This is a genomic window from Rhodobium orientis, assembly GCF_003258835.1.
GTDB classification, from domain to species: Bacteria; Pseudomonadota; Alphaproteobacteria; order Rhizobiales; family Rhodobiaceae; genus Rhodobium; species Rhodobium orientis.
The window spans coordinates 62,155-83,224 of the sequence record NZ_NPEV01000004.1; the positions used below are offsets into that span (position 1 = coordinate 62,155).

Below are 21,070 nucleotides of genomic sequence, written 5' to 3' on the forward strand. Positions count from 1 at the left end.
GCCCCGGAACCTTCGCCCCCGCCTGCCGTTGCGACCTTCGCTATCCACGCAACAAGGGGAAGGTGTCATGGGAGCTGACAAGCCGTTTGAGACGACGCCGGGCAATGCCGGCGAGACCCACCAGCACGTGCCGAAGAAGGGCCCGCACGACGCGGACGGCCACCTGACGACCAATCAGGGCATTCGCGTTTCGGACAACCAGAACAGCCTGAAATCCGGCGCCAGGGGGCCGACGCTGTTGGAGGACTTCGTCCTCCGCGAGAAGATTTTCCATTTCGACCACGAACGGATCCCGGAGCGTATCGTCCATGCGCGCGGTTCGGCCGCGCACGGCTATTTCGAGCTCTACGAGTCGCTTTCCGACATCACCTCGGCCGATCTCTTCCAGCGCAAGGGCGAGAAGACGCCGCTCTTTGCCCGGTTCTCCACGGTTGCCGGCGGCGCCGGCTCGGTCGACACGCCGCGCGACGTGCGCGGCTTTGCCGTCAAGTTCTACACAAAGGAAGGCAACTGGGACCTCGTCGGCAACAACATCCCGGTGTTTTTCATCCAGGACGCCATGAAGTTTCCGGACCTCGTCCATGCGGTGAAGATGGAGGCCGACCGCGGCTATCCCCAGGCCGGCAGCGCCCACGACACCTTCTGGGACTGGGCCTCGCTGACGCCGGAATCCACCCACATGCTGTTGTGGGCGATGTCCGACCGGGCAATCCCGCGCTCGCTTCGAATGATGGAAGGCTTCGGCATCCATACCTTCAAGCTGGTCAATGCCAAGGGAAAGGCGACCTTCGTCAAGTTCCACTGGAAGCCGAAGCTCGGCGTCCAGTCGACGGTCTGGGATGAGGCGCTGAAGCTGCAGGCCGCCGACAACGACTACCACCGCAAGGACCTCCACGAGGCGATCGCGGCCGGCGACTTCCCGGAATGGGAACTCGGCATCCAGGCGTTCGACGAGGACTGGGCCGACGCCCAGCCCTATGACGTGCTCGATCCGACCAAGCTGATCCCGGAAGAGGAGATCCCCGTGAAGCTGATCGGGCGCATGGTGCTCGATCGCAACCCGGACAACTTCTTTGCCGAGACCGAGCAGGTGGCGTTCTGCCCGGCCAATATCGTGCCCGGCATCGACTTTTCGAACGACCCGCTGCTGCAGGGGCGTCTGTTCAGCTATCTCGATACCCAGAAGTCGCGGCTCGGGACGGCGAATTTCCATCAGCTCCCGATCAACCAGCCGAAATGCCCGGTGATGAACTTCCAGCGCGACGGTCACATGCAGATGGAGGTGCCGAAGGGTCGCGCGAACTACGAGCCGAACAGCCTTGCCGACCATGGCGAGGAGGGCGGTCCGCGCGAATGCCCGGCGACAGGCTTCACCACCCATGGCGGTCGTGCCGCCAACGACGAGCAGGGCGACAAGATGCGCCTGCGGGCCGAGCTGTTCGGCGACCATTTCAGCCAGGCGCGTCTGTTCTGGAAGTCGCAGACCGACGCCGAGCAGGCGCATATCGCCTCCGCCTTCGTCTTCGAGCTCTCCAAGGTCGGCCTGGAGCAGGTGCCGCCGCGGGTGGTCGCCCGACTGCGCAATGTGGACGAGGATCTGGCCAAGCGGGTCGCCAAAGGCCTCGGCATCGAGATGCCGAAAAAGGCCAAGGCGGCGCGCAAGACGATCGACATGGAGCCGTCGCCTGCACTCAGCATCCACAAGAACATGAAGGAGACCCTGGAAGGCCGCAATGTCGGCGTGCTGATCGCCGACGGCAGCGACGCCAAGGCCGTTTCAAGCCTCACGAAGGCCCTGGAAAAGGCCGGCGCCAAGGTGACCCTGGTGGCGCCGAAGATCGCCGGCGTCACGCTGTCGGACGGCACGGAGGTCATGGCCGACGGCCAGCTCCTGGGCTCGCCTTCGCAGCTTTTCGACGCCGCCGCGGTAGTCCTGTCGGGGGAGGCGACGAAGGCGATGTGCGGCGAGGGTGCGGCCGTTCAGTGGGTGATGGATGCGTTCGGCCACTTGAAGGCGCTCGGCTGCAACGAGGACGCCAAGCCGCTCCTCGAAAAGGCAGGCGTCATGGCGGACGACGGCGTCACCGGTGTCGGGGACGATTTCGTCGCCGCCGCGGCCAGGCGCTTCTACGACCGCGAGCCGAAGGTCCGGATGCTCGCATGATGGTGCGCGCGGCCTTTTGACAGGGCCGAAACGCTCAAAAACGGCGCCGCCCGCCTCGCCGGACGCGACAATCCGGCTGGCGGGCGGCGTTTACTTTCGCCGGCGGATCGCAATGCGCGTGTGGAAAACGTGCCTCGACCCCTGTTCCAACGGGCAAGCGGCTGCTCTAGAGTGCCGCCGACTTTAGTACCATGCGGAGGCTGATATGGGGCTTGAAGGAAAATCCGCGATCGTCACCGGCGCCGCCCGCGGCATCGGTTATGCGATCGCCCGGCGGTTCGCCAATGACGGTGCCAAGGTGGTGCTGGCGGACGTCGACGAAAAGCGCGGCCAGGAAGCCGCGGAAAGCCTTGCCGATGTCGGCACGGTCAGCTTCGTCCACTGCGATGTCGGCGAAAAGCTCGATGTCAGGAACCTCGTTGCCGCGACGCTGGAGCAGCACGGCGAGATCGATATCCTCGTCAACAATGCCGGCATCATCCACGGCTGCTCGTTCCTGGAGCTCGAGGAGGCCGACTTCGACCGGGTCCTCCGGATCAATCTGAAGGGCATGTTCCTCGTCAGCCAGGCGGTGGCGCGGTACATGGTGGAGCGGGTGGAAGGCGGCGGCGAGCCGGGCGCCATCGTCAACATGTCGTCGATCAACGCGGTCTTTGCGATCCCCGACAACGTGCCCTATTCGGTCTCCAAGGGCGGGGTGAACCAGCTCACCAAGGTGATGGCGCTGTCGCTGGCGCCCTATGGCATCCGGGTCAACGCCATCGGTCCCGGCTCGATCATGACCGACATGCTGTCGACCATCACCACCGACGAGGCGGCCCGCAACAAGGTGCTGTCGCGCACGCCGCTCGGCCGTATCGGCGAGCCGCACGAGATCGCCGCCATCGCCGCGTTCCTGGCCTCCTCGGAGGCGAGCTACATGACCGGCCAGACGGTCTATGCGGACGGCGGCCGGCTGCCGCTCAACTACACCGTCCCGGTGCCGGACGCGAGTTGAGCTTCATCCGCTGAGGAAAACAAAAACGGCGCTGCCCGCGGGTAGCGCCGTTTTCGATTCCGTAGCGGACTGGCGAAAGATCGAGCCTATTCGGGCTTCCGGTCGTCGTCGCTCTCCTCGCTCGGGCTTTCCTCGCCGGAGCTCGCCTCTTCTTCGGCGCCGTTGTCGCTCTCCTCGCCGGAGGTCTCGACTTCGCCCGAGGCTTCTACCTCCGAGGCTTCTACCTCCGAAGTCTCTTCCTCCAAGGTCTCTTCCTCGTTGGCGTCTTCCACTTCCTTGTCGGAGCCCTTCAGGGTCTTCAGCTTGGCGAAGACCTGGTCCGGGTCGTACACCTCTTCCTCGGGATCCGGTTCGGACGGTCTGTCCGATTTGGCGAAGACGTCGGCGTCCCTGACCGGCGGTGCCACCGTCTCCTCGACGGACAGCAGCGTCGAGCCGGCCTCCTCGACCGGCGGGCGCGGGGCGTTCTTGGCCGCCTTTTCCACTTCCAGGTCGAGTTCGATCTGGGAACACAGGCCGAGCGTCACCGGATCCATCGGCGACAGATTGGCGGCGTTCCAGTGGGTGCGCTCGCGAATCGCCTGGATGGTCGGCTTGGTGGTGCCGACGAGGCGCATGATCTGGCTGTCCTTGACCTCGGGATGGTTGCGCACCAGCCACAGGATGGCGTTCGGCCGGTCCTGGCGGCGCGACACCGGGGTGTAGCGCGGACCGCGTCGGCGGGCCTCCGGCACCCGGACCTTGCGCTCGGCGAGCTTCAGGTGGTGCTTCGGGTCGGCCTCGGCCTTGTCGATCTCCTCGCGGGTCAACTGGCCGGTCTGAAGCGGATCGAGCCCCTTGATTCCCTGCGCGGCCTCGCCGTCGGCGATGGCCTTCACCTCGAGCGGATGCAGCTTGCAGAACGCGGCGATCTGCTCGAAGCTCAGCGCGGTGTTGTCGACAAGCCAAACGGCGGTCGCCTTTGGCATCAACGGCGTCGACGTCATTTCAAATGCTCCTCCTCCGTGCTTTGCCGGGGTGCCGGCAAAGGCCCATATCGTCAAATTGACGGGGAATGGCCGCGAATATAGGTCGTAACGTCCCGGCGTGCAATCGCCGGGATGGATTATCCGGGAAAGGCCGGGATTTGGCCGCGACGCCGGGCCGGGTCAGGTCCGCGGAGCCTTGTGCCTTTCGGCCGCGTGCCGGCGCAGGCGGCGGTAGAAGCCTGCGAGCCGCGGATTCGCCTTGACGGTCCGCTTGGCGATCTCGGTGCCGGCGGCGCGAAAACCGGGAACGATGCCGTACGGTCCGATGATCTCGTAGCGATAGGAGAGCGGGCGGGCGTCGTCGCACCAGCGGTCCTTCAGGCCGTTGTCGCCAACGCCGAAATCGACGGTGCGATAGCGGCCTGCCTCGCACAGCGCCTGCAGGTATTTCTCAAAGGCAACGAAGCCCGGCGCCCCGCGGCGCAGTTCCGCGTCGTCGCTGATCGCGGTGACGAGGCCGAAGACCGTGTCCTTGAAGCCGACGCTGAAGATGGTCGCGGCGATGCGCTCGCCGACATGCAGCCTGCCGAGGATCGGCTCGGTGCCGGCGTCCGCCGTTGCCAGGCGCTCAAAGAAGGCGACGACCGCCGGATCGCCATAGCGGTCGGGAATGCCGGCGGCGCGGAACTGAAGGGACTTCTGGCGCAGGAGATCGCCGAGGGCGGCGGCGGATGCGGCCGGATCGGTCGTGATTTCGAATCGGAGCGGTGCGATGCGGGCAAGTCGTGCGGCGCTGCGGCGGTCCTCGGCCCGGTGCCGGGACTTGCGATGGGCGGGGTCGAACACGTCCCAGGGTGCCAGATGGCAGAGGTGGACCGGCTCGGTCAGCGATCCGGCAAAGGCGAGCCCGCGCCGGGCGATCGTGGTCTCGGACTTGAGGGCGGTCTCGCCGAGGCAGGGCTCCAGGATGACGTCGGCGGCAAGGCGTCCGGCGATGGCGCGCCGTGCGTCTGCGATCAGGCGTGCGCCGTCCGGCCGGGACAGCAGCTCCGGCGCATAGAGCCCGCCGCATTCGGCCGCATGAACGCCGCCGATGGGAAAGGCGATGCGCGACAGGCCGTCTTGTCTGATGGCAAAGGCGTTGAGAAGGACCGGCACGCCATCGAGATATCCGACGAAGGCCTGGAACCCCTCGCCATGGGCCGGGCCGGCGGTCGCTTCCCAGGCCGCGGCCCAGGCATGGGACTGGAACAGATTGGCGCCGGCGCCCCGTTCCAGCGCCTGCCACGGCCGCGCCGCGGCCTCGACGGTCTGGAACGCATCGATGCGCAGCGCGCCACCTGCCGCACTCTCCGCCGTGCCCGGTCGTGCCCGGCGCTCCGGTGCTGCCGTGCCGGCAATCTCTGGTGATGCGATCGAGCGCTGCAAGAGGCTGGCTCCGTTCCCCGATGTCCGCGCCGTCCTTGCGCGAACCACGCGGGCAAGTGTCGCCGGCAGCTCTTTATTTTTGCTGAAACGGCGGCGCCCCGGCAGCCCTTTGCGGCGGCGCGAGGCAATCGCGGTTAACGGAGCGTGAACGGGCCTCAGGCGCCCGTGGTCAGCACGATCTTGCCGATATGGCCGCTCGTCTCCATGCGTTCATGGGCTTTTGAAGCGTCCTTCAGGTCGAAGGTGGAATCGATCACCGGCTTGATCGAGCCGCTAGCGATCAGCGGCCAGACCTTTTCCTCAAGGGCTTTGGCGATTTCCGCCTTGAATGGCACCTCGCGGGCGCGCAGCGTCGAGCCGGTGTGGGTCAGCCGCTTCATCATCAGCCGGCGGAAGTCGACATCGGCGGTCGGCCCGTTGAGGAAGGCGATCTGGACGATGCGGCCTTCCACGGCGGCGGCCTTGTAGTTGCGCTCGATATAGTCGCCGCCGACCATGTCGAGGATGACGTCGGCGCCGTGGCCGTCGCTCGCCGCCTTCACGGCCTCCACATAGTCGGTGGTCTGGTAGTTGATGGCCTCGTCGGCGCCGAGCTTCTTGCAGGCGGCGCATTTGTCGTCCGAGCCGGCGGTGGCGATCACCCTGGCGCCGAACGCCTTTGCCATCTGGATCGCCGTGGTGCCGATGCCGGAGGTGCCGCCATGGATGAGGAACACCTCGCCCTTTTGCAGCCGGCCGCGATCGAAGACGTTCGACCAGACGGTGAAGAAGGTCTCCGGCAGGCTTGCTGCCTCGGCCATGGAAAGGCCGTCCGGGACGGGCAGGGCGGTTGCCTCGTTGACGGCGCAATATTCCGCATAGCCGCCGCCCGGCACCAGCGCCGTCACGGTGTCGCCGACCTTCCAGCGCGCAACGTTGCGGCCGACCGCGGCGACGGTGCCGGCGATCTCCAGGCCCGGAATGTCGGAGGCGCCCTTCGGCGGCGGATAGAGCCCCTGGCGCTGCAGCACGTCCGGCCGGTTGATGCCGGCGGCGGCGACCTTGACCAGGATCTCGTGCTCATAGGCGTGCGGCACCTGCCGTTGTTCGGGCACCAGGACCTCCGGCCCGCCGGGATCCTGGATAGCGATGGCGGTCATGGTCTCGGGGATCGTGTCGGTCATGGCGGGCGTCCTCGGTGTTTTGGTCGGTTTCCTTCGATGTACCGCCTCGGACCGGAGCTGACAATGTGCCCGCAGGCGGGTGGGCCCGGGTGCCCGCAGGCGTGTGGGTCCGGGTGCCCGCCGGCGGGGGCGTCCGGCACCTTTGACCGCCGACGCTGACAAACCGTGCCATCGGGCCTATTTTGGCACAGGATATCCGGCAAGGAGGCACGCCATGTTTTTCGACGAAGAGGGTCCGGAAAAGACGCCGAGGGCCGGCCACAGGGTCGGCGAGGACATCTCGACGCTGTCGGTGGCCGAACTGACAGAGCGGATCGGCGAGCTGGAGGCGGAAATCGGGCGCCTGAAAGATGCCATCCTGGTTCGGGAGGCGACCCGGTCGGCGGCGGACAGCGTCTTCAAGAGCTGAAGCAACATCGGCATCGGAACTTTGTTAAGGCGCCTCTTCAGGGTCGACCTCTGTGCCGATTCGGGATTGATTCGGTTGTTTCCGTCCGTTGCGGTGCAATTTGCCGTATTTTTTTCGGGAAAGATCCGGCGGGGATTTTTCCCTATCGGTTTGATACGTATTTAATACTTGAAAGCTTGCATTTTCCACATTTATCCAGTGGTTTCTATGTGTATTTACCGGGTTCAGGGTTGCGAAAACGGCCTCATAATTTAACATTGTCTTTAAGCTTGGTTGGGGTTTTTCCGGTCTATTAACCGACTATTAAGCTTTCTCGGTGTTTACTAAGTATGTCCAGTCATCTGGATTGCGAGTGGCTCCTGTCACTCTGTTTGACGCCTCCCTGTTAACTTCCTTAGAGCCGCCGCGAGCGGCTCTTTTTTTACCTTTTTTGATCGGTATAGTATCGCCGGTTGGGGAAGGCAGGCGGTCTGGCACGGTCGTTGCTCGTTGGGGTGTGATCGTCCCGGTCCGGGACACGCGGTCGATGGCGGTACGATGTGCCGTTTGCCGAACGAGTTAAGGGTAGCGAGTGCCATGAAAGACAAGAATTCGACGAATGACCCCGGCTACGCCGAACCGGTCCCGTTCGCGGAGCGGCTGGCGAACTCGGAGAATTTCCTTTCGCTGTTCCGCGAGGGCATGGCGCTTGTCGAGGAATCCGCTGCCTATCTCGACAGCGAGGGCCGCGAGGAATCGAAATCGCTCGATCGTGCCGCCTCGCTCACCTACGCGACGGAATCCATGCGCCTGACGACGCGGCTAATGCAGCTCGCCTCCTGGCTGCTGCTGCAGCGGGCCGTCAACGAAGGCGAGATGACGCACGAGCAGGCCGGCGAGGAAAAGTCGAAGGTGCGCCTCGACAGCCTGTCCTCGCCCTGCACCGGCCCGGGGTGGGAAATGCTGCCGGTGCGGCTGAAGGACCTGATCGCCCGCTCGGTCCGCCTGCAGGAACGCATCCGCATTCTCGATGCGGCGATCTACAAGAAGACGCCCACCGAACCGGAGGCGGCGACCAGCAATCCGGTTGCCGCGCAGCTCAGCCAGCTCGCCAACGCGTTCCGCCAGGGCAGCGACTGAGAAGCCGCCAATCCTTGCACACACGAAAAACCCCGGCCGCGCGGCGACCGGGGTTTTTGTTTGTCCGTCCGGATAGACCGGAAGCGTGCAGGGCCTAGCCGAGGAAACCCTTGTACTTCTTCTTGAAGCGCGACAGGCGGCCGCCACGGTCGATCAGGTGCTGCTGACCGCCGGTCCAGGCCGGATGGGTGGTCGGGTCGATGTCCAGACGCAGTTCGCCGCCCTCATAGCAGGAGCGGGTCTCGAACTCGGTGCCGTCCGTCATCACCACTTTCACGGTGTGGTATTCCGGGTGGATGTCCTTTTTCATCGGACGGGTCCTTTCGTCAAATGCGGGTCGTCGTCTCGGTCGCGGCGGCCGCGTGCCGGCAGGGCCGGTCAATCGTCGGGGGCCGTGAAACCATAAAAGCACGGCCGCGAGCCGGAACAGCCCGCAGCCGATGCGAAATCGATGCTGGATATAACCGAAGCAGGACAGCGAAACAAGGGGCGGGACGTGCTTATGCGGATTGCCGGCCAGCGTCCTTTCGGGCAAGGCCTGCGGCGAGTGCGGTCCCGGCCGAAGGTGCAGATCATATTCATGGGATTGTCAGCACGGCCCTGAGACGTTAAGCCAACGGAAAACGAGGACAAGCTTTGGCACGCAGAAGACATTCCGCCGCCCGCCAGGACACCGACAACGGGCGCAAGAGCCGCTCGTTGCGCCCGCTGGCGACCCTCATTCCGTTCATGATGCGCTATCGCGGGCATCTCGCCGCTGCGTTCGTGGCGCTGCTTGGCGCGACCGTGGCGACGCTGATCGTGCCGCTCGCCGTCCGGCGGATGATCGACCACGGCTTTTCCGGCGCCGAAACCAACCTCATCGACAAGTATTTCGCGATGCTGGTGGTGGTTGCAGCCGCCCTCGCGATCGCCAGCGCCTGCCGCTACTACTACGTCACCTGGCTTGGCGAACGGGTAGTCGCGGACCTGCGCGCGGCCGTCTTCGCCCACATCACGCGGCTGTCGCCGGCCTTTTTCGACACCGCCAAGTCGGGCGAGGTGGTCTCGCGGCTGACCGCCGACACCACCCAGATCAAGGCAACCGTCGGCGCCACGGCGTCGCAGGCGCTGCGCAATTTCCTCCTCTTCGTCGGCGCCATGATCATGATGGTGGTCACCAGCCCGCGGCTGTCCGGCATGGTGCTTCTCGCCATTCCCTTCGTCGTCGTGCCAATGATCGTGTTCGGCCGCCAGGTGCGGCGCAAGTCGCGCTTCGCCCAGGACACGCTGGCCGATGCGTCGGCCTATGCCTCGGAAGCGATCGGCGCGGTGCGCACGCTGCAGGCCTTCACCAACGAGGACTTCGCCTCCAACCGGTTCAGCGACGCCGTCGAGCGCGCGTTCCAGGCGGCGCGAGCCTCGACCAAGGCGCGGGCGGTGCTCACCGCCATTGCCATCTTCATCGTCTTTGCCAGCATCGTGTGCGTCCTGTGGATCGGCGCGACGGACGTGCTGGCCGGCCGGCTGACCGGCGGCTCGCTCAGCCAGTTCGTGCTCTATTCGGTGATCGCGGCGGCCTCGCTCGGCGAACTCAGCCAGGTCTGGGGCGAGATCGCGCTCGCCTCCGGTGCGGCCGAGCGGCTGTCGGAGCTCCTCAATACCAGGAGCGCCATCCGCACGCCGGACAATCCGACACCGCTGCCGGACCCCGTGCGCGGCGAGGTCAGCTTCGAGGCGGTCAGCTTCGCCTATCCCGGGGTGCCGCAGGCCGGCGTCCTTTCCGGCATCACCACGACCATCCGCCCCGGCGAGACGGTGGCACTGGTCGGCCCGTCCGGCGCCGGCAAGTCGACGCTGTTCCACCTGATCCTGCGCTTTTACGACCCGACCGCGGGCACGCTCCGGCTCGACGGCGTCGATCTGCGCCATGTCGACCTCGATGCGCTGCGCAAGCGCATGGCCCTGGTTCCCCAGGACACCGTCGTCTTCGGCGCCAGCATCGCGGAGAACATCCGCTACGGCCGTCCCGAGGCGAGCCTCGACGAGATCAAGGCCGCCGCCCGCGCCGCCCACGCCGAGGAGTTCGTGCTGTCGCTGGAAAACGGCTACGACACGATGGTCGGCGAGCGCGGCGTGACGCTGTCCGGCGGCCAGCGCCAGCGCATCGCCATTGCCCGCGCCGTCCTCAACGACGCGCCGGTGCTGCTCCTCGACGAGGCGACCTCCGCGCTCGATGCCGAGAGCGAGGTGCAGGTGCAGGAGGCGCTGGAGACGCTGATGCAGGACCGCACCACGCTGGTCATCGCGCACAGGCTGGCGACCGTCCTCAAGGCCGACCGCATCCTGGTCCTCGACAAGGGCGTGATCGTGGAAGAGGGCGACCACCAGAGCCTCGTCGAAAAGGGCGGCCTTTATGCCCGGCTCGCCAAGCTGCAGTTCGAGACCGGGGCTGCGGCACTGAACGGCAATGGCGACGTCAAGGCGGCGGAATAGGCGCGCCGGCGGCCGGCGCCGCGTCGTTTTCTGATCTCTCCGGCGACGGCGGCCTTTCTTGCGGGCCGCCGTTTTCTTTTCCGGGCTCCTTCCCGGGTGCGCCGGCGATCTTTTTTCGGATCCAGGCGGCAAAGCCGGAGATGACCCCGCCGATGACGCCGAGCGCAGTGAAGGCGCCGCCGAAGCCGATGACCGCCTCATAGATGGACTTCACCTTGCCGGTGGTCTTGTCGACCGCGCCGAGCGTTGCGCCGATCCGTGTCACGAGGTCGACATGGACGCTCACCGCGCGCGGGAAGGATTCCACCGGGATCTCGATGGTCTCCTCGCCGACCGTGATCCGCTGGCGGACGGTGAGCTTCAGGGTCTTCCTGCCTTCGGCGGCGGGCGTCACGGTCCAGGAAATGACGTCGGAGCGGCCCTCAGGCACGGTCACCCAGGTGAGGCCCTCGGGGTCGACGGTGAAACCGCTTCCGGACAGCGCCGCGCCCACATCCGGAGTGGCGGCGACGTCGGCCGACAGCGCGTCGGGCTCCGGCGTTGCGGCGCGAAAGGTCTCGCCGGCGGCATCGCTTCCGGTGCCGCGGCCGATGGTCAGGTGGGCGTCGTAGGTCTCGCCGATCCACATCTCGGAGACGATTTCCAGCGTGATCTTCGCCGGGCGTTCGGCGCGCCGTGCCGCATCGGCGATGAGGGCGTCGCGGTCGGTGATGGCGGCGATGCGGTCGGCCAGCGGCTCGCCCTCCGCGGCCTCAAGGTTTTCGCGCTGCACCCGCATCGCCGCAATCTGCGTTTCGGAGGCGGCGCGGGTTTCGGCAAGCGCCTCGGCCCGGCGCTGGTAGAGGCGGCGGCGGGCCAGCATTTCCGGATCGCCGGATTGGATCCTCGGGCGCTGCGGCCGGCTGCGCCAGGTGCGATCGCCGCTGCTCCGGCTCCGGCCGTGATAGCTGCGGACGACGCGCTCGGAGATGGTGTTGAGGTCTTCGGTGATACCGGCAAGCTGTTCGGTCAGCCGCGCCAGCTCCTTTTCGGCAAAGATCTGCTCCTCGCCGAGGGCCTTTTCCGCGGCGACGATCTGTGCGCTGGCAGCGGCATCGACGGCTTCCGCCAGGGCCGAGCCGTCGGGAATGGAGACCTCAACGGGGGTTGCCGCGACCGGTGCCCGGGCGCCGCCGATGCCGGCGACGTAGACCGCAAGGAGACAGAGCGCGCCGGCGATGACGGCGACGGCAAAGCCGGTGAGAAAGACGCGGCCTGCGGACACGGATCCCTTGTCCCTTGCGGTGGCCCCTGTGGCTCCTTTCGCGATCGCTCCTTCGCGTTGACGGGCGAGCGAGCCCGCCAACACATGGTTGTCGATCTGTCGAAAAACCGCAATCCCGTAAGGGAGTCACGTTTTGGTGCGCCCGGAACGGCGGCGCCCAGGAGGCACGCGCTCAAAGGGACCGATGCACGGCCTTCAGGCGCTCCATATCCGCGGTTTCCAGCGCTTCCAGATTGTCCTCGATCGCTTCGACCGGCCAGTCCCACCAGCGGATTTCCAGGAGATCGGCGATCACCTCGTCGGAAAAGCGCTTGCGGATGACGGCTGCCGGATTGCCGCCGACGATGGTGTAGGGGGCGACATCGCGGGTGACGACGGCGCGCGCGGCGACGATGGCGCCGTCGCCGATGGTCACGCCTGGCATCACCATCGCCTCGTGGCCGAACCAGACGTCGTTGCCGACGACCGTGTCCTTTACCGGCATCTCGGTGTAGTCGCGCACGGTGTCGAGATTGAACAGCCGGAACGGATAGGCGGTGACGCCGCCCATCGGATGGTTGGCCGAACTGGTGATGAACTGCGCGCCGTGGGCGATCTGGGCGAACTTGCCGATGATGAGCTTTTCCCGGCTGTGGGGAAACAGATAGGGGGCGATGGCGGCGGCGATATTTTCCGGGCGGCCGAAGGAGCTGTAATAGGAGTAGTCGCCGACCTCGATCTGCGGGATGTCGATGGCGTTCTTCAGATAGACGACTTCTTCCAGGACGGTGCCGTCCGGCATGGTGACGGGGTTGCGCGCGTCCTTGTTCAAAAACGGCATGATCGGACCTTTTCGCTTCGACATGGGAAGAGGGCCTGCACGGTCTTGGTGAGGCGCCCGGCGCAGGCGGAATGGCGAGGTTGAAAGGTTCTATCCGATCATCGGCCCGCGCTCCTTTGCGGGGAGGGTTACCGCTGGGTCAGCTTCAGCTCGATGCGGCGGTTCTTGGCGTAGGCCTCGTCGTCCTCGCCTTCCTCCAGCGGCTGGAATTCGCCGAAGCCGGCGGCAACCAGCCGGTTCGCCGGCACACCCTTGGAGATCAGATATTTGACCACCGAGATGGCGCGGGCGGCGGACAGCTCCCAGTTGGACGGGAAGCGCGGCGAGGAGATCGGCCGCTTGTCGGTGTGGCCGTCGACGCGCAGCACCCAGTCGATCTCGGGCGGGATCTGGGCGCCGAGTTCGTTGATCGCCTCGGCGAGCTTGTCGAGCTCTTCCTCGCCTTCCGGGTTGACGGCGTCGTTGCCGGCGGAAAACAGCACTTCGGACTGGAACACGAAGCGGTCGCCGACGACGCGGATGTCGGAGCGCTTGGAGAGGATCTCGCGCAGGCGGCCGAAGAAGTCTGAGCGGTAGCGGGCGAGTTCCTGGACCCGCTGGGCGAGCGCCACGTTGAGGCGCTTGCCGAGGTCGGCGATCTTGGCCTGGGCCTCGCGGTCCTTGTCCTTGGACGCATCGAGGGCGGACTCCAGCGCGGCAATCTGCTTTCTGAGCGCTGCGATCTGGCGGTTGAGGAGTTCGACCTGGGCGAGCGCCCGCTGGCTGATGCGCTCCTTTTCGTCGAGCGTGTTCTGCAGGCTGGAAAGCTGGCCGCCGGCGCTCTCCGCAGCCCCCGTCTGCGTGTCGAGCAGGCCCTGCAGGCGCGCCTGCTCCTCTTCGGCATCGCTGAGGTTGGACTCAAAGACGGCAAGGGTCTCGGTCAGGCTGTTGTTTTCCGCCGAGGTCAGCGCCAGGGCTTCCTTGAGGGCGGCGATCTCCGCGTTCAGCCGGTTGAGGACGGCGTCGCGGCCGGTGATCTCCTGGCTGAGGAAGAACTGCGCTAGCATGAACACGGACAGCATGAAGATGATGACGAGCAGCAGCGTCGCCATCGCATCGACGAAACCGGGCCAATAGTCGGCCCGCGCCTCGCGCCGTCGTGTCCGGGCGAGCGCCATCGCTCAGTCCTTCGCCTTCTTGAACGCCGTGTTGAGGGTCTCCAGCAGCTCGCGGATGTGCTCCTGCTGGTCGCCCTGGTTCTTGGCCCATTGCTGCATGGTCTTCTGCTCGGACCTCAAATGCTGGACGAGGCCCTGGATGCCTTCGGCGAGATTGGCCATGGCGTGGGAGGCGGTGCGGTTGGAGCCGCCCTCCTGCATCGATCTGGCCATGCGTTCCATGGCGACGCGCAGGTCCTCAGCGGTCGTGCCGCTGGGCCCGCGCTGTTCGGCGATCTCCTCCGGTGTCAGGTCGGTGACGGTCGACAGCCAGTCCTCAAGGTCGTTGTAGAAGCGGTTCTGGGCCTGGCCGGCCTGCAAATCGAGGAAGCCGAGCACCAAGGAGCCGGCAAGACCGAACAGCGAGGACGAGAACGCCGTGCCCATGCCGGTGAGCGGGGCTTCCAGTCCTGCCTTCAAATCCTCGAAGATGACGTTGGAATCGCCGGAGGCGACGTCCAGTGAGTTGATGGTGGCGCCGACCGAGGAAACGGTCTGCAACAGGCCCCAAAAGGTGCCGAGGAGGCCGAGGAAGACCAGCAGGCCCGTCAGGTAGCGGGAGATGTCGCGCGATTCGTCGAGGCGCATGCCGATCGAATCGAGGATCGAGCGCATGGTGTGGGTCGAGATCGCCATCTCGCCGATGCGGTCGCCGAGCAGCGTCGACATCGGGGCAAGCAGCACGGGCGGGCGGCGAACCTCGATGCCGGGCTCGCCGAGGCGGAAGGAGTTGACCCAGGCGACCTCGGGAAAGAGCCGGATAACCTGCCGGAATGTCAGGAAAATACCGATCAGGCCGACGCCGAGAATGAGGCCGTTGAGGCCCGGATTGCTCATGAACGCGGTGACGATCTGGCGGTAGAGGATCAGCGCCACGAAGGCGAAGATGACCAGGAAGATGATCATCCGCCACAGGAAGACCTGGGGGCTGGAAAGCCGGTAGGGATCGAGATCCTTTGCCATATTCGCTCCACTGACCCGGAAAGGACGAGGTCAGTGATAGCGCGTTTTAGGCGCAGCAAAAACCGCTAATCGGAACCGTTTTTTAACCCTGGCGCTGCGGATCAGCCGCCGGCCTTTTTCAACAGCGCCATCAGCCGGCGGTGGATGTCCTCGTTGCCGGCGCAGATGTTGCCGGCCTCCAGCATGCGGTCGCGGTCGTCCAGGTCGGTGACGAAGCCGCCCGCCTCGCGGATCAACACGATGCCCGCGGCGATGTCCCAGGGCGACAGGGCGCGCTCCCAGAAGCCGTCGAAGCGGCCGGCGGCGGTCCAGGCAAGGTCGAGGGCGGCCGAGCCGCAGCGGCGCACGCCGGCGGTCTCGCCCATCACGGCCGCCAGCTCCTTGAGGAAGCGGCCGTGGTCGCCATAGCCGAAGCGCGGCATGCCGGTGCCGATGATGCAGTCGGTCAGGTCGTGGCGCGTGGCGACCCGGAGCCGGCGGTCGTTGAGGAAGGCGCCGGAGCCGCGTTCGGCGGTGAAGAGCTCATCGGTGATGGGATTGTAGATGACGCCGGCGACCAGCGTTCCCTGGCGCTCCAGGGCGACGGAGATGGAAAAGATCGGCAGGCCGTGCAGGAAGTTGGTGGTGCCGTCCAGCGGATCGACGATCCAGCGGTTCTCGCTGTCGCCCTCCGTGACGCCCGACTCCTCCATCAGGAAGCCGTAGCCGGGCCGGGCCTTCTGCAGCTCGTTGAACAGGACCTCCTCCGACTTGCGGTCGGCGGCGGAGACGAAGTCGGCAGGCCCCTTTCGCGAGACCTGGAGGTGTTCCACCTCGCCGAAATCGCGGGTCAGCTTGCGTCCGGCCTTCATGACGGCCTGAACCATGACGTTCAAGAGGGCTGAACGCGCCATAATGCAATCTCTTTTTTCGTTAGCGGTGTCGCCGCCGCGTCAGTCGGCGCGGCGGACGTATTCCAGTTCGTTGGTGTCGACGACGATGCGCTCGCCGGCCGAGACGAAGGGCGGCACCATCACGCGCACGCCATTTTCCAGCACGGCCGGCTTGTAGGAGGAGGACTGGGTCTGGCCCTTGACGACGGCGTCGGCCTCGGTGACTTCGAGCGTCACCTGCGCCGGCAGGGTGATGCCGATCGGCCGGCCCTCGTGCATTTCCAGGGTGACGGTCATGCCGTCCTGCAGGAAGGCGGCGCGATCGCCGACGAATTCCGTCTGCAGCTCGATCTGCTCGTAGGTGTCGGTGTCCATGAACACCAGCATCTCGCCCTCGGCATAGAGGAACTGGAAGTCCTTCTGTTCCAGGCGGACGCGCTCGACGGTGTCGGCGGAGCGGAAGCGCTCGTTGAGCTTGCGGCCGTCGAGGAGGTTCTTCAACTCGACCTGGGCGAAGGCGCCGCCCTTGCCGGGCTTGACGTGCTGGGTCTTGACGGCGACCCAGAGCGTGTCCTGGTGCATGATGACGTTGCCGGGGCGGATTTCGTTGCCGTTGATCTTCATGTCGGTCGGTTCCGGATGCGGGCACGGCGGCGCGGACGCCGGAGGCCTGTCGTGGCTGTGGCAAGGCGCGCGGGGCGCCGATGGGGACCGGTGCCTCACGCGCCGATCGGTCGGGCGTCGTCGGCCCTTGATGTGTCGGGGCTTTCTGCACCACAAAAGCGCCGTCGTTTCAAGTCTCGCCGCGCTGCAAAGGTCCGCTGCGCGCCTACTTGCCGAGGATCCAGTTGGCGGCGAGATCCTTGGCGCGGTTCTGGACGTCCTGCGGCAGCGACTCCCAGTAGCCGTCGAGCTGCAGGTCCGAGAGGCCGAGCTGGCGGGCCACCAGGTGCCATTTGGCCGGCTCGGCGGGATCGTAGGTGCCGCCGCGGCCGAGCAGGTACATATGGGCGAGGCGGTTCATGGCGACCGGATTGCCGGCCCGCGCGGCACGCTCGAACCAGGCGATGGCGGCGCCGTCGTCGCGCGCCGTGCCCTTGCCGTTGGCGAGCCGGATCGCATACTCGACCTGGGCGTCGACGAAGCCGTTGCGGGCGGCGCGGCCGAGCCATTCCGTCGCCTTTTCCTGGTCGATCGGCCGGCCGACGCCGAGCATGTGCATCTGCGCGATGGCATATTGGGCATCGGCGATGCCGGCCTCTGCCGCCTTGGCAAACATCTCGGCGGCGCGGGGAACGCTTCGCGGCCGGTCGTCGCCGTCCAGATAGGCGATGCCGATGTTGAACATGGCGTTGGGCTGGCCGGCCTTTGCCGCCTCTTCGAAGAGGTCCATCGCCCGCTTGCGGTCCTTCTCGACGCCCTGGCCTTCCAGGTACATCGTGCCGAGGCGGAACTGGGCCTCGCGGTCGCCGTTCCTTGCCGCGATCCTGTACCAGTTCGCGGCGTCCTTCAGGTTCTGCTGGGTTCCCTTGCCGTTTTCATAGAGCACGCCGAGCAGCGTCTGGGCGGCCGTGTCGCCGTTTTCCGCGCGCGGAATGGCGTAGGCAAGGGCGGTCAGGAACAGGCCGCGCTGGTAGGCGCCATAGGCAAGGTCGACGGTCCGGCCGTCCGCTGTTGTCTCGTCTGCGCCGTCGGTCGTTGCCGCGCCGCTATCGGCTTCTGGCGCCTGCGGGCCGGCTTGCTGCTTGGACAGGTAGTCGCTGACCGGGTTCTGCAGGAACTCGGTTTCCTCTTGCGGCGCCGTCGTCGGCGGCGTCTGGGCCGCCGCGGCGACGGGTGCGGTGAGAAGGAGGGCCAGCACCGCGATCGGGCGCAGCGTCATGGCGCGTCTCCGCCGAAGGCGTCGATGCGGGCATTGGCGAACTGGACGGCCTCGGCCGGGCCGCCCGGATGGCTCCAGACGGCGGCGCGCATGCCGATGAAATCGGCACCGGCGTCGAGCACCGCATCGACGGTGGCAAGGTCGGCACCGGCCATCACCACGCAGGGCGGCTCGAACAGGCTCGACCACCATTCGCCAAGAGCGATGTTGGCCGGATGGGCTCCCGGTGCCTCCTCGCGGTCGATGCGGCCGAAAAAGACGTAGTCGGCGCCGCGCTCGGCGGCGAGCATCGCCGTGTGGCGGTCGAAGAGCCCTCCGGCGCCGACGAAGTTCTTCGGCTGGAAGCGCTCGATCGCATCCGTCAGGTCGTCGACGCCGGTGTCGATATGGATGCCGTCGGCGCCGGCGCGGCCGGTGACGCGGCTGTCATTGGCGACGATGGCGGCGACACCATTCTTCTGGGCAACCGCTGCAACGGCCTCTGCGACTTTCTGGAAGCCGGCGTCCTCGTCCATGTCCGGCGTGATCAGCAGCGAGGCGGCGTCGCCGGCCGACAGCGCCGCTTCCAGCTTCGGCAGGAAGGCGCTCAGTGCGACGGCGCGCGGCGTCACCAGGAAGAGGCGGGGGCGTGGCGTTGTCATGTCGGGCTCGATCGTTCTGTCGTCCCGCCGGCTTTCGCCGCCAACGGGTCTCGGGGGCACCGATCACAAAAAGGCGGCAAAAAATGGGACCCCATGGCTTGGCCGGAAATATCCTGTTCGTCCGGTCCCGTCGAGGGGGTAGCGAAGCGCGTGCAAACAAAAACGCCGGCGGGGTAAACCGCCGGCGATTCTTTTTGGCGTTCAAGCGCTACCTGGGCTTTTCGGCGCAACGGCGCCGGCGCGGGTTCGCGCTTGCGATGCCTTTGGCGCCGGGCGGCGCATGCGGACCCGTCTTGCGACTTCGGGGCCGTGCTACTTGCGCAGGGCCTCCACGCCCGGCAGGGGCTTGCCTTCCATCCATTCCAGGAAGGCGCCGCCGGCAGCCGACACATAGGAGAAGTCGTCCTTGACGCCGGCGTGCTTGAGGGCTGCGACGGTGTCGCCGCCGCCGGCGACCGACAGGAGATCGCCGGCCTTGGTGCGCTCCGCGGCGTGCTTGGCGGCGGCCACGGTGGCGGTGTCGAAGGGCGGGATCTCGAAGGCGCCGAGCGGGCCGTTCCAGACCAGCGTTGCGGCCTCGTCGATCTTGGCGGTGACGGCTTTGATCGAGGCCGGGCCGACGTCGAGCATCATGGCGTCGGACGGGATGGCGTCGAGCGCGACCGTCTCGTTGGCGGCACCGGCGGCGAATTCCTTGGCGACGACCGCGTCCTCCGGCAGCACGATGGCGCAGCCGGCGGCTTCCGCGGCGATCATGATGCGCCGTGCGGTCTCGGCAAGGTCGTGCTCGCACAGCGACTTGCCGACGTCGACGCCCTTGGCGGCGAGGAAGGTGTTGGCCATGCCGCCGCCGATGACCAGGCCGTCGACCTTGGAGACGAGGTTTTCCAGAAGGTCGATCTTGGTCGAGACCTTGGCGCCGCCGACGACTGCGACGACCGGGCGCTTCGGCGAGCCGAGCGCGGCCTCAAGGGCGTCCAGTTCCTTCTGCATGGCGCGGCCGGCCGCGGCCGGCATCTTGTGGGCCAGGCCCTCGGTCGAGCCGTGGGCGCGGTGGGCGGCGGAAAAGGCGTCGTTGACATAGACGTCGCCATTGGCGGCGAGCGCGTCGACGAAGTCTTCCTCGTTCTTTTCCTCGCCCTTGTAGTAGCGGGTGTTCTCAAGCAGCGCGATGTCGCCGTCGGCCATCTTGGCAACGGCGTCGGCAACGGTGTCGCCGATGCAATCGGAGACGAACGTCACCGGCTTGCCGACGGCCTCGGAAAGCGGGCCGGCGACGGGCTCCAGCGACATCTCCGGCTTCTTCTCGCCCTTGGGGCGGCCGAAATGGGCCAGAAGCAGAACCTTCGCTCCCTTGTCGGAGAGCTCCTTGATGGTCGGGGCAACGGCGAGGATGCGGGTGTCGTCGGTGACCTTGCCGTCCTTCATCGGCACGTTGAGGTCGACGCGCACCAGGGTGCGCTTACCGGCAACGTCAAGGTCGTCGATTGTGTTGAACTTGCTCATCGTGGTCCTCCCGTGAGCGCGGCGGCGCTGAAAAAGCCGCCCGCTGGCGTGGCTGAACTGACGGAGACGAAAACGGCCGCGACGGGAGCAATCCCGGGCCGCGGCCGGTTACGGTTCGAAACGGGCCCGGCGGATCGACAGTGGCCGATCCCGCCCGGCGGTCGCGGTTTTTACAGGTACTTGCCCATCTCGACGGCGGTGTCGAGCATCCGGTTGGAGAAGCCCCACTCGTTGTCGTACCAGGACAGGATGCGGACCAGCTTGCCGTCCATGACCTTGGTCTGGTCGGTGGCGAAGGTCGAGGAGGCGGGGTCGTGGTTGAAGTCCATCGACACGTTCTTCTCGTCGGTATAGGCGAGGACGCCCTTCAGCGGGCCGTCGGCGGCCTCGCGGATGGCGGCGTTGATCTCGTCGACCGAGGTCTCGCGGCCGGCGTTGAAGACGAGGTCGACGACCGACACGTTCGGGGTCGGCACGCGGATGGCGACGCCGTCCAGCTTGCCGTTCAGCTCCGGAATGACGAGGCCGATCGCCTTGGCGGCGCCGGTCGAGGTCGGGATCATCGACATCGCCGCAGCGCGGGCCCGGTAGAGGTCCTTGTGCAGGGTGTCGAGGGTCGGCTGGTCGCCGGTGTAGGCGTGGATGGTCGTCATGAAGCCCTTTTCGATGCCGATCAGATTGTTCAGCACGAAGCTCGGGGGCGCCAGGCAGTTGGTGGTGCACGAGCCGTTCGAGACGACCAGGTCGTCGGCGGTCAGCGTGTCGTGGTTGACGCCATAGACGATGGTCTTGTCGGCGCCGGACGCCGGGGCGGAGACCAGCACGCGCTTGGCGCCGGCCTCAAGGTGCAGGGAGGCCTTCTCCTTGGCGGTGAAGATGCCGGTGCATTCAAAGCAGATGTCGACGCCCATCTCGCCCCAGGGCAGTTCCTTGGGGTCGCGGATCGCGGTGACCTTGATCGGGCCGGTGCCGCAGTCGATGGTGTCGCCGTCGACCTTGACCGTGCCGGAGAACCGGCCGTGAACCGAATCGTAGCGCAGCAGGTGCGCGTTGGTCTCCACCGGACCGAGGTCGTTGATGGCGACGACTTCGATGTCCTTGCATCCGGTTTCCACGATCGCACGCAGAACATTGCGGCCGATGCGGCCAAAACCGTTGATTGCTACCTTGACAGCCATTTCACAGTCCCTCCTTCGCGGTGTC

18 protein-coding genes and 1 pseudogene are annotated in these 21,070 nt (G+C 66.4%); 5 read left to right on the plus strand and 14 right to left on the minus strand.

Features of this window, described 5'->3' with window-relative positions; genetic code table 11:
* The first annotated feature begins 67 nt into the window (after positions 1-67).
* Positions 68-2,164, plus strand: coding sequence for a catalase (locus CH339_RS03305; protein WP_111432861.1), 2,097 nt, complete (start codon positions 68-70; stop codon positions 2,162-2,164).
* A 205-nt stretch (positions 2,165-2,369) separates the two neighbouring features.
* A complete protein-coding gene (locus CH339_RS03310) occupies positions 2,370-3,161 on the plus strand; it encodes an SDR family NAD(P)-dependent oxidoreductase (RefSeq protein WP_111432862.1) in 792 nt (263 codons plus the stop codon).
* A gap of 263 nt (positions 3,162-3,424) precedes the next feature.
* Here CH339_RS03310 and CH339_RS03315 read toward each other — a convergent pair.
* The 3 genes and pseudogenes from CH339_RS03315 to CH339_RS03325 form a co-directional block, all read right to left on the minus strand.
* A pseudogene (locus CH339_RS03315) lies at positions 3,425-4,147 on the minus strand (DUF1013 domain-containing protein); the annotation flags it as partial.
* A 162-nt stretch (positions 4,148-4,309) separates the two neighbouring features.
* Complete coding sequence (locus CH339_RS03320; RefSeq protein WP_170138384.1) at positions 4,310-5,557, minus strand: GNAT family N-acetyltransferase; 1,248 nt, start codon at positions 5,555-5,557, stop codon at positions 4,310-4,312.
* Positions 5,558-5,712: 155 nt separating this feature from the next.
* A complete protein-coding gene (locus CH339_RS03325; protein WP_111432865.1) occupies positions 5,713-6,720 on the minus strand; it encodes an NAD(P)H-quinone oxidoreductase in 1,008 nt (335 codons plus the stop codon).
* 214 nt (positions 6,721-6,934) lie between these two features.
* Here CH339_RS03325 and CH339_RS03330 point away from each other — a divergent pair, with 214 nt between their 5' ends.
* Both CH339_RS03330 and rcdA read left to right on the plus strand, forming a co-directional pair.
* Positions 6,935-7,129 (plus strand): DUF1192 domain-containing protein, encoded by a 195-nt coding sequence (locus tag CH339_RS03330; protein WP_111432866.1) that lies wholly within the window; start codon positions 6,935-6,937, stop codon positions 7,127-7,129.
* A 576-nt stretch (positions 7,130-7,705) separates the two neighbouring features.
* On the plus strand, positions 7,706-8,248 hold the full coding sequence (gene rcdA, locus CH339_RS03335; protein ID WP_111432867.1) for a protease adaptor protein RcdA: 543 nt from the start codon (positions 7,706-7,708) through the stop codon (positions 8,246-8,248).
* A 94-nt stretch (positions 8,249-8,342) separates the two neighbouring features.
* On the opposite strand, the gene rpmE is transcribed toward rcdA, so the two are convergent.
* On the minus strand, positions 8,343-8,558 hold the full coding sequence (rpmE, locus tag CH339_RS03340) for a 50S ribosomal protein L31 (RefSeq protein ID WP_111432868.1): 216 nt from the start codon (positions 8,556-8,558) through the stop codon (positions 8,343-8,345).
* A gap of 326 nt (positions 8,559-8,884) precedes the next feature.
* On the opposite strand from rpmE, the gene CH339_RS03345 reads away from it, so the two are divergent.
* Complete coding sequence (locus CH339_RS03345; protein ID WP_244668996.1) at positions 8,885-10,723, plus strand: ABC transporter transmembrane domain-containing protein; 1,839 nt, start codon at positions 8,885-8,887, stop codon at positions 10,721-10,723.
* Here the strand turns inward: CH339_RS03345 and CH339_RS03350 are convergent.
* From CH339_RS03350 to gap, 10 genes are all read right to left on the minus strand, one after another.
* The gene (locus CH339_RS03350) at positions 10,707-11,987 is read right to left on the minus strand and encodes a hypothetical protein (protein WP_111432870.1); all 1,281 of its coding nucleotides are present in this window, start codon (positions 11,985-11,987) and stop codon (positions 10,707-10,709) included. The genes CH339_RS03345 and CH339_RS03350 overlap by 17 nt on opposite strands.
* Before the next feature lie 172 nt (positions 11,988-12,159).
* Positions 12,160-12,807 (minus strand): CatB-related O-acetyltransferase, encoded by a 648-nt coding sequence (locus CH339_RS03355; protein WP_111432938.1) that lies wholly within the window; start codon positions 12,805-12,807, stop codon positions 12,160-12,162.
* A gap of 128 nt (positions 12,808-12,935) precedes the next feature.
* Complete coding sequence (locus tag CH339_RS03360) at positions 12,936-13,964, minus strand: peptidoglycan -binding protein (protein WP_111432871.1); 1,029 nt, start codon at positions 13,962-13,964, stop codon at positions 12,936-12,938.
* Between the two features lie 3 nt (positions 13,965-13,967).
* Positions 13,968-14,966, minus strand: a complete 999-nt coding sequence (locus CH339_RS03365) for a flagellar motor protein MotA (protein WP_111432872.1) — start codon at positions 14,964-14,966, stop codon at positions 13,968-13,970.
* Positions 14,967-15,067: 101 nt separating this feature from the next.
* Complete coding sequence (locus CH339_RS03370) at positions 15,068-15,859, minus strand: inositol monophosphatase family protein (protein WP_111432873.1); 792 nt, start codon at positions 15,857-15,859, stop codon at positions 15,068-15,070.
* A gap of 39 nt (positions 15,860-15,898) precedes the next feature.
* Complete coding sequence (gene efp / locus CH339_RS03375; RefSeq protein WP_111432874.1) at positions 15,899-16,462, minus strand: elongation factor P; 564 nt, start codon at positions 16,460-16,462, stop codon at positions 15,899-15,901.
* A 205-nt stretch (positions 16,463-16,667) separates the two neighbouring features.
* Complete coding sequence (locus CH339_RS03380; RefSeq protein WP_111432875.1) at positions 16,668-17,720, minus strand: tetratricopeptide repeat protein; 1,053 nt, start codon at positions 17,718-17,720, stop codon at positions 16,668-16,670.
* The gene (locus CH339_RS03385; protein WP_111432876.1) at positions 17,717-18,361 is read right to left on the minus strand and encodes a thiamine phosphate synthase; all 645 of its coding nucleotides are present in this window, start codon (positions 18,359-18,361) and stop codon (positions 17,717-17,719) included. Before CH339_RS03385 ends, CH339_RS03380 begins: the two co-directional genes overlap by 4 nt.
* 312 nt (positions 18,362-18,673) lie before the next feature.
* Positions 18,674-19,867, minus strand: coding sequence for a phosphoglycerate kinase (locus tag CH339_RS03390; RefSeq protein WP_111432877.1), 1,194 nt, complete (start codon positions 19,865-19,867; stop codon positions 18,674-18,676).
* Positions 19,868-20,037: 170 nt separating this feature from the next.
* On the minus strand, positions 20,038-21,045 hold the full coding sequence (gene gap / locus CH339_RS03395; RefSeq protein ID WP_111432878.1) for a type I glyceraldehyde-3-phosphate dehydrogenase: 1,008 nt from the start codon (positions 21,043-21,045) through the stop codon (positions 20,038-20,040).
* Positions 21,046-21,070: the final 25 nt, after the last annotated feature.